Source organism: Streptomyces roseochromogenus subsp. oscitans DS 12.976, assembly GCF_000497445.1.
In the GTDB taxonomy this organism is placed as follows: Bacteria; Actinomycetota; Actinomycetes; order Streptomycetales; family Streptomycetaceae; genus Streptomyces; species Streptomyces oscitans.
On sequence record NZ_CM002285.1, the window covers coordinates 721,782 to 733,247 of the forward strand.

The window sequence follows — 11,466 nt, forward strand, 5'->3', positions numbered from 1 at the left end:
GGGTCAACACACAGTCAAGTTTTGCCCTGACATCCCTGACTTGGTGTTCACCTGCACGTCATCATGGCTCCGCCGACGCGCTGCGCAGCGAGCGCAGCATCCGTGCTCGTACGACGTACAGACGTTCTGTCCAAAGGGGTAGACCACCATGGCAAGCAGGGGAAGACAAGCCGCTATGCGGAGCCTGGGCGCGCTCGCGGGAGCCGCGGCGCTCACCGTGCTCGGCAGTAACGCGCCCGGCTGGGCGGCGGCGCCCGCCGCGGCGCTCGGCGGGCACTCCTCGACCGCGACGCCGATCAAGCACGTCGTCGTGCTCTTCGACGAGAACATCTCCTTCGACCACTACTTCGCCACGTACCCGAAGGCCGCGAACACCGACGGCACGAAGTTCACCGCGTCGAAGAACACCCCGAAGGACATCGACACCCTCGCGCACGCCGGGCTGCTGAAGAACAACCCGAACCAGTACGCGCCGAAACGTTTGTCCCCCTCGCAGGCGATGACCTGCGACCAGAACCACTCCTACGGTGCGGAGCAGTACGCCTACAACGGCGGCAAGGCCGACCAGTTCGTGCAGAACACCGAGGTCGACAAGTGCAGCGGCGGCCTGTTCGGCGAGCCGGGCCTGGCGATGGACTACTACGACGGCAACACCGTCACCGGGCTGTGGAACTACGCCCAGAACTACTCGCTGGGCGACCGCTCCTACAGCTCGAACTACGGCCCGTCCACGCCCGGCGCCCTGAACCTCATCTCCGGCAACACGCACGGCGCCATCTCCGTGGACCCGGCCACCGGCAAGCAGACGCCGAAGCCGGACTCGTACGCGATCGCGTCGCCCGACGCCAAGGGTGTCGGCACGGTCATCAACGACCCCGACCCGGCCTACGACGACTGCTCCGGCAAGGACCACACCAGCACCAACGCGCTGGCGTCGCTGCAGGGCAAGAACATCGGTGACCTGCTCAACACCAAGAAGGTCTCCTGGGGCTGGTTCCAGGGCGGTTTCCGTCCGTCGACCGCGTGGAACGGCACGTCCGGCTCGTACGCCAAGTGCGACACCGCGCACACCAACGTGGGCGGCGCGTCCGTAGTGGACTACAGCCCGCACCACAACCCGTTCTCGTACTACAAGTCGACGGCGAACCCGCACCACCTGGCGCCGAAGTCCGTCTCGGAGATCGGCCACGACGGTCAGGCCAACCACAACTACGACCTGACCGACTTCTCCGCCGCGCTCAAGGCGGGCAAGCTGCCGGCCGTCAGCTTCGTCAAGGCCGGTGAGTACCAGGACGGCCACGCCGGCTACTCCGACCCCACCGACGAGCAGCACTTCCTGATCAACCAGATCAACGCGATCCAGAGCTCGCCGCAGTGGAAGTCCACCGCGGTCGTGGTCGCCTACGACGACTCCGACGGCTGGTACGACCACGCCTACGTCGTCCCGAAGAACGGCTCGACGGACTCCACGGTCGCCTCTAACGGCAAGGCCACGGACAGCCCGGCCTGCCAGAAGGGCCCGAAGGCGTCCGGTGGTTACGCGGACCGCTGTGGCCCGGGAACCCGCCAGCCGCTGCTGGTCATCTCGCCGTACAGCAAGGTGAACAAGGTCGACCACACCCTGACGAACCAGGCGTCGATCACCCGGTTCATCGAGGACAACTGGAGCACCGGCCAGATCGGTGACCACTCCTTCGACGCGACGGCCGGTTCGCTGTCGGGCATGTTCGACTTCCGGCACCCGAACAACAAGCAGGTGCTGCTGAACTCCGACGGCTCCGTCAAGCACGTCGGCCCGATCCAGCACGTCGCCCCGGTGTCCACCAGCATCACTCCGGGTCCGGCCATGCAGAACACGGCCGCGACGACCGACGCCTCCGGCTTCCCGGCCCTGCCGGTCGGCCTCGGCGTGGGCGCCCTGGTGGCCGCGGGCGCGACCGGCACGTATCTGACGATGCGCCGCAGGCAGCGCGCCTGACCTTCCCCGCACACGAACGCGCCCCCGTTCACCGACCGGGGGCGCGTTCGTGTGCGGGCCGCGCTCAGTCGAGTCCGAGGCCCCGGCGGCCGGTGGTGCCCAGCCGGTCGGCGGTGAAGCGCCCGGTCCAGGAACGCTCGTAGTGCTCCTCGGGGAAGTCACCCGGGCTGGAGCCGGAGAGGAGGGCCTCGCACACGGAGGCGGCGTACCGCTCGTTGCGCGGGCACCAGGGCGCGGCGGGGATGTACATGACGTTGCCCCAGCCCCGCTGGCCGGTCACCGGTGCCACGCTGTGAATCATGTCGCAGTGCCACCAGACGGAGTCACCGGCGCGCACGTCCGGGATGCCGGTGAGCGCCTCCAGCAGCAGCGGGTGCCACTTCTCGCTCGCGGGGAAGACCTGGTTGAGGGTGACGCCGCACATGTCGTCGCCGGGGACGTCCGGCAGCAGCGGGCGCAGCAGCAGACAGGCCATCGCCTCGGGGATCGGCACGGTGTGCAGTACGCCCTGGTCGTGGTCCATGTCGGACAGCGCGGTCCAGCCCTGGAAGGTGCGGAACGCCGAGCACATGGTGGAGCCCGGGTACTGGGGGCCGGCGGTGCGGTGCGCGGCGTCCCAGGGGTCGTAACTCTCGACGCTTCCGTCGAAGAGGTGCCGGAACGCCCGTTGATAGGCCTCGGTCATCCACAGGTCGAGGGTGCCGGGGTCGCAGTGGGCGCCGAGGCCGCGGGAGTCGGTGCCCGGCGGGCGGCGGCGGATGCGGTCGGGGTAGAGCGCGTCGCGGTCGGGGTCGAACCAGCGCACACCGTCGGAGGTATGCGTCCAGAAGGAGTTCAGGAACGACTGCACGCGGGCCATGCGGTCACTCTGCCGGGCCTCCATCTGGGCCTCGGACCAGTAGATCGGATAGATCTCGGGCTCGGAGCCGACGCTGCCGAAGAAGTCGTCGCCGGGGCTGGTGTAGTTCTCGAAGAAGTGGTTGCGTTCGACGTAGTCGACGATCGACACGTCCCAGGCGAGGGCTCGCTCCCTCGGGAAGTGACCGCGTACGACGAGACATCCGCGCTTCCTCACCAGGTCGGCCTGCGCGGGGCGCACGGTGCCGTTCTCGATGTCGGCGTAGTCGATCGCCGGCCAGACACTCTCGCCGGCCTCCTTCGCCGCCTTGATCTCGGTGACCCGGGCGGCGACGCGCCGCTCGGCGGCGGCGTACACCTCCGCGACGGTCCGCCCGGAGGCCTCGATCCGGGCCCGCAGTGCCCGCTTGATCGCGCGGATCGCGGCGGGCAGGTCCTCGGGCACCGTCTCCCAGTGCGGCAGCTCCACGGTCGATGGCCGCGGGTCAGCGACGCTCGTCATGGTCCGGCTCCTTTGGTCAGGACTCCTTACCAAATCCAAGTTAGCCCCGCTCCCGAGTTTCAGGCAACAGTCCTTACTAGAATGGTGCGCATGACCCCGGCCAAGCCCTCGCTGGACATGCTGCGCGCCCTCACGGACGAGCACGTGCTGCGCACCCTCATGGACCGTCCGCGCCTGACCAGGGCGGAGATCGCGGCCCTGACCGGCATCTCGAAGCCGACCATCTCCGACGGCGTGCAGCGCCTGGCCGAGGCGGGCCTGCTGGTGGACACCGGCGAGCGCACGACAGGCCGCGGACGCGCGGGCTCCTACTACGCCCTGGCACCACAGCTCGGTCTCGCCCTGGTCGCGAGCATCTCCCCGTACGGCGTGACGGCTCAGGCGGTGGACGCCCACGGCACCGCCGTCGCCGAGACCCGGGTCGAGCTCGGCCGCAACGCGAGCGAACACCTCGCGGCCAAGGCCCTGGCCCAGGCCGCTCGCCGGCTGCGCAGGACGGCACCGGGCGGACTGCGCACCGCGGTCGTCAGCGCCGCCGATCCCGTGGACCGCGCGACCGGCCGGCTCGTACGGCTGCCCGACTCTCCGTTCCTGGTCGGCGACCTCGACCCCACCACCGTCCTCGCCCGGTACGTCGACGGACCCGTGCTGGTGGACAACGACATCAACTGGGCCGCCCGCGCGGAGCGTTCCACCGGATGCGCCGCCGGTGTCGACGACTTCGTCTACGTCCACCTCGGCGAGGGGCTGGGCTGCGCCGTGGTCACCGACGGCGCGGTACGGCGCGGCCACCGCGGCCTCAGCGGCGAGATCGCCCACGTCCCCACGGCCGGACCGGACGGCACGGCGATGCCGCTGATCGAGGTGTTCGCCGTGCTCGGGCTACGCCGGGCCGACTCGACGGCCATCGACGTCGCGGCGCTGGAGGCGGCCGTGGCGGGCGACGACGAGCGGGCCCACCGGGTCCGGGAGACCCTCGCCCGCGCCGTCGACGGCGTCGTGTCCGCGGCCGTCTGCCTCACCGACCCCGAGCTGATCGTCATCGGCGGCGAATGGGGCCGGCACCCACGCCTGATCGCCGCGATCGAGGCGAACGCCGCCCGCGGTCCACGACCGGTCCGCATCGCGGCCGGATGCGTGCCCGCGCCCGAACTGACGGGGGCACGCACACGTGCCGTGGAAGAACTGCGCACCCTGATCGTCCGGTCCGCGCACCCCGGCGCATGAGCGCTCGGCCGCACCGCCGGGGAAATCGGGTGGCCGGTTCCCGGCGGCGATGGTGAGATGGCGCGATGCACCGTGCGTGTTCGATCGTCGTGGACCGGAGCACCTACCAGTACGCGCCGACTCCGTGGGAGCGGGAGTCCTGGCGGGACGCGGCCCTCGCCTGGGTGGCGGACCGGCTCGCCGAACGCGGCCTGCGGATGGGCGGTGACCTGGCTGTGCGGTTGCGTCCGTGGTCCGTGCTGGTGCGGGTGCCCGTCGAGGGGCGGGACGTCGTCTGGTTCAAGGCGAATCCGCCGGCCAGCGCCTTCGAGGGCCCGCTGACCGCCGCGCTGGCCCGCTGGGTGCCGGGGCATGTGCTGGAGCCGCTGGCCGTCGACGCCCAGCGCGCATGGGTCCTGCTGCCCGACGGAGGAGAACTGTTCCGCTCCGTGCTCTCCCGCGCGCCGGTCGGGCCGCGGGCCTGGGAGGACCTGCTGCGCCAGTACGGGAGCATGCAGCGGGCCGTGAGTCCGCACGCCCGCGAGATCGAGCGGCTCGGGGTGCCCTCCGCCCGGACCCCGGACCTGCCCGCGGCATTCGACAATCTGCTGGCCCAGAACACCGCGCTGCGCCCGGAGGCCCGTGCCCGGCTGGAACGGCTGTTGCCCCGCCTTGCGGACTGGTCCGCCGAACTCGCGTCCGCCGGCATCGAGGACACCCTGGACCACGCCGACCTGCACGACGGCCAGCTGTTCCGTCCGGCACCGGGCCGGTGCACCTTCTTCGACTGGGGCGACGCGGCCGTCTCGCACCCGTTCTGCAGCCTGCGGATCCCGGTCGAAAAGGCCCGCGCACGGTACGGACCGCAGGTCCTGCCCCGCCTGCTGGACGCCTATCTGGAACCCTGGACGGCTCCCGGCCGCACGGCGGCGGACCTTCGCCGCGCCGCACACCTCGCCTGGCGGCTGAGCGCCCTCGGCCGCGCGGCGGCCTGGGGCCGCACGTTCCCCGACCCGTCGGCGCCGGCCTCGGGCGACGAGCACAGCTCCGAGTCCCTGTTGGAACTCCTCAACGAACCGCCGTTCTGAGGGAGTTCGGTGGTGGGGAGCATGGGTACAGCGGTGTTGATCAGGGCTGTGGGCCAGGGTATGCCTTCTGGACAGGGACCTGCGGGAGAGCGGGCCGCGTCGAGCACGGTCGGCGGCCGCCGACGGGAGCACCGAGCCGTCCCCGCGGTCCACACCCCGCCGGTCGATCCGCCGTGCGCGGTCGCCCGCACCCCGCCACCGGGCGGACACTGGGCCCTATGACCACACTGGGCCCTGTCACCCGCGCGCGTGCGCCCGCCGCTCCCCCGCCCGGTCGCCGGGTCGTGCTGGCCGCCCTCGCCGGAGTCGCGCTCGGCGCGGCCGGCTGCTCCGGTCGTACGGCACCGGCCGGACACCCACGCCAAGGGTCACCGACCGAGAGGGCCCCGAGCCGCAGCGGTTCGCCGTCGCCCTCGCCCGGCCTGCCGCACACCACTCCCTGGCGGCCGACGTCCGCCGAAGTCCAGCCGGCGGCGAAGTTGCGCGCCGTGCAGCTGGTGGAGGCGATCGGTGCGTGGGCGGCCGGGCACGGTGGCGCGGCGGCGGCGCGGGCGAAGGTCGCGGCGCTCGGGCTGCCGACGGGCCTCGTGGGCCAGGCCGGACCGCTGCTGCCGCTGGCCGACACGGCGGCGCTGCAGGTGGTGGACGCACAGTACGGCGGGATTCTGTCCCGGTCCGCCAGCGTGCTGGTGGTGTGCCGGCAGTGGACCCGGCGCGGCGGCACGGTGAGTGCGGGCGGGACGACGGTCGACGTGCGCCTGTCACGGTCGGGGCCGGACTGGACGGTCGACGCGTTGCATCCGGCGGAACCCGGGCCGGCCGCCCGGTCGTTGGCGTCCGACGTCCGGACCGTGCTGTCCGACGACCGGATCGTGCTGCCGCCTGCCGCCGTGGCGGATCTGCGCAGTGGTCAGGTGCACTCCAGCGTGGCCGGGGCGATGCTCGCGCTGGCGCGGACGTACCGGCTGGAGGTGAGCGTCGTACGCTCCGGGCATCCCCTGGACGTGTTCGGCACCAGCCGGCCCAGCGACCATCCGCGCGGCCGGGCCTTCGACGTGTGGCGGATCGACGGCCACGCGGTCGTCGACCCGGCGACGTCACGTGGCCTGATCGAGCGGTTCATGCGAGACGCGGCGGCCGCCGGGTCGTACAACGTGGGCGGTCCCATGCTGCTGCCGGGCGGCGGCCCCGGACAGTTCTTCAGCGACGCCACCCATCACGACCACGTGCACATCGGCTTCCGCACCTGACGGCACCTGACGGCGCCCGACAGCATCAGACCCGTCACCCGTTCGGCCGTATCGCCGATGGCCCGGTCAGGCATGCCGGCGTCGCCCTCGCACCGGCCTTCGCCCGACTCCGCGGGTTGCGCCGGCCGCGCGGGCGTCGTGACGCTGGAGCCGACACACCCCGGGAGGTGAAGTGGCTCCGGCACACGACACCACGCCGCCGGACGGCTTCGGCCGCCGGCGCTTCCTCACCCTGTGCGCAGGCGTCGGCCTCGGCACGGCGGCCGCATGCACGGCGGCACCACCGCATCCGCACTCCACCGCGGCCCCTGACGGGCGGCTGCGGCCCGAGGCGGAGCAGGACGCGCCGGGCACCGCCGGCTGGCGTCTCGCCTCCACCGGCTCGCCGGACGCGGTGGCCGGCTACACGGACCGGGTGAGCGTGACCCCGGGCGAGGAGTTCGGGCTGCATGTGTCCACCACCGCAGCGGCGTTCCGGGTGTCCGCGTTCCGGATCGGCTGGTACGGCGGGCGTCAGGCCCGCCGGATCTGGGCGTCCGGACGTATACCCGGCCGTACCCGGCCGGCTCCGCGGCTGTTGCCCGCCACCCGCACCGTGCGCGCCGACTGGCCGGTCACGCTGCCGGTGGACACCGCCGGCTGGCCGGAGGGTGCCTATCTGCTGCGGCTGGAGGCGGACAGCGGTCACCAGCGGTACGTTCCGCTGATCGTCCGCTCCACCGTGGGCGCCGGCCGCACGGTCCTGCTGCACGCCCCGGCCACCTGGCAGGCGTACAACCGCTGGGGCGGCAGCAGCCTCTACAACGGCGCGTCCGGCGCCTACGCCACCCGCTCCCTCGCGGTCAGCTTCGACCGCCCCTACGACGGCACGGGCGCCGAGAAGTTCCTGGTGTACGAGCGAGCGCTGGTGGTGCTGGCCGAACGCCTCGGCATACCGCTCGCCTACACCACCGGCGTCGACGTCCACCGCGATCCCGGGGTGCTGCGCGGCGCGCACGCCGTCGTCTGCCTGGGCCACGACGAGTACTGGACGCCTGAGCAACGCGCCCATGTGACGGCCGCCCGGGACGCGGGGACGAACATCGCCTTCCTGGGCGCGAACACGTGCTTCCGCCGGGTCCGGCTCGAGGCCGGAGAGGCCGCGGCCGACCGTACGGTGGTCTGCTACAAGAGCTCCTACCGCACCGATCCCTGCTACGACTCCCACCCCGCGCTGGTCACCACCGATTACCGTCTGGCGCCCGCGCCCGACCCGGAGTCCTCCCTGACCGGCGTGCTCTACGAGGGCTATCCGGTCGATGCCCCCTATGTCGTCCGGGCCGCCGATCACTGGCTGTACGAAGGCACCGGCGCACGCTCCGGCGACGCCTTCGCCCATCTCGTCGGCGTCGAGTACGACCGGATCACCCCCGGGGCCCCCACCCCGGGACCGCTGGAGATCATCGCGCACTCCCCGCTGGTCTGCGGCGGGCGGCCGAGCCACAGCGACTCGGCGTACTACACGGCTTCCGGCGGTGCGGGCGTGTTCGCGACCGGCATCATGCGCTGGGTGGAGGGCCTGGTGGCCGGGACGGACACGCTGGGGCGCGACCACGGCATGGACGCCCGCACCCGCGTCTTCGTCACCCGCACCACCGAGAACCTCCTGCGTACGTTCGCGAAGGGGCCCGCGGCCCGGCACGCCCCGCCGCCCCGCGCCAATGTGGGTGCGGTGTACGGGATCTGACGTGATGTCAGCCCTGATGGTCCATCGTGGTGTGCTGCCCTCCCGAGCGCATACGGTCCCTGCGGGCGTTGTTGTAGATCCGCAGGAGATGCTTGGCCACGGCGCAGGCCGCGCCGTCGGCGTGACACTGGCGGCACGTCCGCACGTGCTGCTCATAGGTGAGGCGCGCGTTTTCCAACGCGTCGTTGAGAGAATGCATGGACATCTGGGACATCTCCGGGCCGGGCGCGTCCTGGGACAGCGCCTAGTTGACTGACTGGTACACCCGGAGCCAAGGTGATCATGTTACTGGCGGTACTGGGAAACCCGTACCGTCCCTCACCGCTGCGCCGTGGTGTTCGCCCCGTCGAGCGTCTCCCGGATGATGTCCCGCTGTTCGGCGAGGGCCTGGAGCAGCTCGGCGGACTCGTCGGACGGCAGGGACGCGTGGTCTCCGGTGAAGTGACCATGACACCACCGTAGAGCGGATGTAGGTCGGAAAGTGTCCGCTTTACCGAGAAGCGCAGGGGTGTGGTCCAGGGATGCGGCGAGGTCGAGAGCAGGGCCCAGCACCAGGTTCTCCGGCGCGATGATCAGCGGCATGATCCCGGCGCGGTCGAAGGCGGCTTCGAGCAGCACATGTCAACGCCTGCGCGTACGGCCTGCCCGGGGTCTGGGACGAGCATCCCGGGGAGGGGCCGACCCACCGTTTCCGCGTGGCCGAAGATGACACGGTCGGTTGAGCCGTTCGTGGTACGCCGGGCTAAGATCGAGGATGGCATCGCGTGTCGGTCACCGGCTGGGTGAGGCATGGAGGTGCCAGGACACGACTGGGAGGATTCCTTGTCAGTCGAGTTGAACCACACCATCGTCCACGCCCGGAACAACCGGGAGTCCGCCGACTTCTTCACCGAGCTGCTCGGTCTCGAGACCGCCAAGGCGTGGGGCCCGTTCGTCGCGGTCACCCTCAGCAACGGGGTCACGCTGGACTACGCCACCGCCCCCGAGGACCAGATCACGCCACAGCACTACGCGTTCCTGGTCTCCGAGGAGGAGTTCGACGCCGCGTACAAGCGGATCGTCGAACGCGGCATGGAGCACTGGGCGGACCCGCACCGGAAGCAGCCCGGCACGATCAACCACAACGACGGCGGCCGCGGCGTGTACTTCCTGGACCCGGCGGGCCACGCCATGGAGTTGCTCACGGTCCCCTACGGCGGCTGGCCGTCGTGACCGGCTCACTCCTCACCTGCCGAACGCCTCCTTTCTGATCATGTCGAGGCAGGTGCGCACAGGCCCCTCACTTACGGCCTCGCGCACGAGCGCGTGCGCGAGGCCGGCGCGGGAGGTGAACCGTCCGGGCAGCCCGTGCGGGGCCAACCAGTAGTCGCTCACCCCACTCGCGTCGAACAGCACGGTGGAGGTCACACACCAGGCGCCGGACGCCGTGCCGGGTCATGGCCCGGGTGATGTGGGTGACGCCCGTCGAGTACACCGTCACGCGGGCCCGGCCGTACGGGACGCCCAGCACAGGGACGCTCACTCCCCCGGCGCGAGGACGCGGGCCGCGATCCGGGCCGCCTCCGCGACGAGCGCGTCGTCAGCCGCCGCGTCCTGGGCGGTCTTGCTCGACAGCACGGTCAGCAGGACCGGTGTCCCCCGGGTCGTCCAGGCCACGCCGATGTCGTTGGCGGTCCCGTAGTCGCCGGTGCCGGTCTTGTCCGCCAGCACCCAGTCGCGCGGCAGCCCCGCGCCGAACCGCGCGGCGCTGGTGGTGTTGCCTTTCAGCCAGGTGACGAGCTGCGCCCGGTCGGCGCGGGCGAGCGCCCGGCCCAGGGTCAGCCGCTCGAAGCCGCGGCCGAGGGCCTCGGGAGTCGTGGTGTCGCGCCGGTCGCCGGGGATCGCCGTGTTCAGCTCCGGCTCCCACCGGTCGAGCCTGCTCGTTCCGTCGCCGAGCGAACGGAAGAAGCGGGTGAGTCCGTCGGGACCGCCGATCTGACGCAGCAGCAGATTGCCCGCCGCGTTGTCGCTGTACTGGATCGCCGCCGCGCACAGGTCGGCCACCGTCATACCGGTGTCCACGTGCTCCTCGGTGCGCGGCGAGTGGGGCAGGATGTCGTGCGGCGGGTAGTGGATCACCGTGTCCAACGGTGCGCAGCGGCCATGGTCGCGCAGCACCGCCGCCGCGGCGAACGCCTTGAACGTCGAACACATCGCGAACCGCTCCCCCGCCCGATGGGACACGGTCCGCCCGGTGCGGACATTGCGCGCGTACACGCCGAGCCGGGCGCCGTGCCGCCGCTCCAGATCGGTCAACTCGGCCCCGGCACCGTGCCGTTCGGGGTCCGGGACCGCCGATGCGGCGGACTCGGAGACGGCGCCTGCGGCGAGGGCCGCGGTGGTGGCGGCGAGGCCCGCCCTGAGCAGGCGGCGCCGGGCCATGGGGGTGGGGTGGTGGTCGCTGGTCATGGGCGCAGCCCTTCCGGTCGTCCGCCGTCGGTCGGCTTCCTGGATCTTCGACGCGGACAGCGAAGCACCACCTGTGCACTCATGTCCAAGAGTGAAGTTTGAATATCCCATGCCTTATTGATATGAGTGCTGGATGGATCTCCTGGCGCACCTAGAGGCCTACGTCGCGACGGCCGACGAAGTGAGCTTCTCCCGGGCGGCCGACCGGCTCGGCATCGCGCAGCCGCTGCTCAGCCGCCGTATCAAGACGCTGGAGGAGCACTTCGGCGGCCCGTTGTTCGACCGTTCGCGGCGGCAGATCACGACCACGGAGCTGGGGGTGCTGCTGCTGCCGTACGCGCGGGACGTGCTGGACCGGACGCAGCGGCTGCGGCAGGTCGCCGGTGCGGCCGGGCGGGCGCGGCTGCGGG

At 71.7% G+C, this 11,466-nt stretch carries 12 protein-coding genes; 7 read left to right on the forward strand and 5 right to left on the reverse strand.

Going from position 1 to position 11,466, the window contains the following annotated elements; translation table 11 throughout:
* Positions 1-148: 148 nt before the first annotated feature.
* Positions 149-1,978 (forward strand): phospholipase C, encoded by a 1,830-nt coding sequence (locus M878_RS53480; protein WP_031223928.1) that lies wholly within the window; start codon positions 149-151, stop codon positions 1,976-1,978.
* Between the two features lie 64 nt (positions 1,979-2,042).
* On the opposite strand, the gene M878_RS53485 is transcribed toward M878_RS53480, so the two are convergent.
* On the reverse strand, positions 2,043-3,338 hold the full coding sequence (locus tag M878_RS53485) for a DUF1479 domain-containing protein (protein ID WP_023544698.1): 1,296 nt from the start codon (positions 3,336-3,338) through the stop codon (positions 2,043-2,045).
* A 90-nt stretch (positions 3,339-3,428) separates the two neighbouring features.
* Between M878_RS53485 and M878_RS53490 the strand changes: the two genes are divergently transcribed.
* The 4 genes from M878_RS53490 (at position 3,429) to M878_RS53505 (ending at position 8,608) form a co-directional block, all read left to right on the forward strand.
* Complete coding sequence (locus M878_RS53490; protein WP_023544699.1) at positions 3,429-4,565, forward strand: ROK family transcriptional regulator; 1,137 nt, start codon at positions 3,429-3,431, stop codon at positions 4,563-4,565.
* Positions 4,566-4,630: 65 nt separating this feature from the next.
* Positions 4,631-5,632 (forward strand): phosphotransferase, encoded by a 1,002-nt coding sequence (locus tag M878_RS53495; protein WP_023544700.1) that lies wholly within the window; start codon positions 4,631-4,633, stop codon positions 5,630-5,632.
* Between the two features lie 218 nt (positions 5,633-5,850).
* Complete coding sequence (locus tag M878_RS53500; protein WP_245238020.1) at positions 5,851-6,882, forward strand: hypothetical protein; 1,032 nt, start codon at positions 5,851-5,853, stop codon at positions 6,880-6,882.
* Positions 6,883-7,054: 172 nt separating this feature from the next.
* Positions 7,055-8,608, forward strand: coding sequence for a N,N-dimethylformamidase beta subunit family domain-containing protein (locus M878_RS53505; RefSeq protein WP_023544702.1), 1,554 nt, complete (start codon positions 7,055-7,057; stop codon positions 8,606-8,608).
* A 7-nt stretch (positions 8,609-8,615) separates the two neighbouring features.
* On the opposite strand, the gene M878_RS53510 is transcribed toward M878_RS53505, so the two are convergent.
* A complete protein-coding gene (locus M878_RS53510) occupies positions 8,616-8,813 on the reverse strand; it encodes a hypothetical protein (protein ID WP_425347886.1) in 198 nt (65 codons plus the stop codon).
* A 113-nt stretch (positions 8,814-8,926) separates the two neighbouring features.
* On the reverse strand, positions 8,927-9,226 hold the full coding sequence (locus M878_RS000000101710) for a hypothetical protein (protein WP_023544704.1): 300 nt from the start codon (positions 9,224-9,226) through the stop codon (positions 8,927-8,929).
* A gap of 204 nt (positions 9,227-9,430) precedes the next feature.
* On the opposite strand from M878_RS000000101710, the gene M878_RS53520 reads away from it, so the two are divergent.
* Entirely contained in the window at positions 9,431-9,820 is a 390-nt protein-coding gene (locus tag M878_RS53520) for a VOC family protein (protein WP_031223932.1), read from the forward strand.
* Between the two features lie 12 nt (positions 9,821-9,832).
* Here M878_RS53520 and M878_RS53525 read toward each other — a convergent pair whose 3' ends face one another.
* Entirely contained in the window at positions 9,833-10,015 is a 183-nt protein-coding gene (locus M878_RS53525) for a hypothetical protein (protein ID WP_023544706.1), read from the reverse strand.
* Between the two features lie 111 nt (positions 10,016-10,126).
* Positions 10,127-11,029 carry a class A beta-lactamase gene (bla, locus tag M878_RS53530; protein WP_063750642.1) on the reverse strand — a complete coding sequence of 301 codons (903 nt, stop codon included), beginning with the start codon at positions 11,027-11,029 and terminating at the stop codon, positions 10,127-10,129.
* A gap of 160 nt (positions 11,030-11,189) precedes the next feature.
* Here bla and M878_RS46865 point away from each other — a divergent pair.
* On the forward strand, positions 11,190-11,466 hold a 277-nt coding region (locus M878_RS46865; RefSeq protein ID WP_031223933.1), incomplete at its 3' end, for a LysR family transcriptional regulator.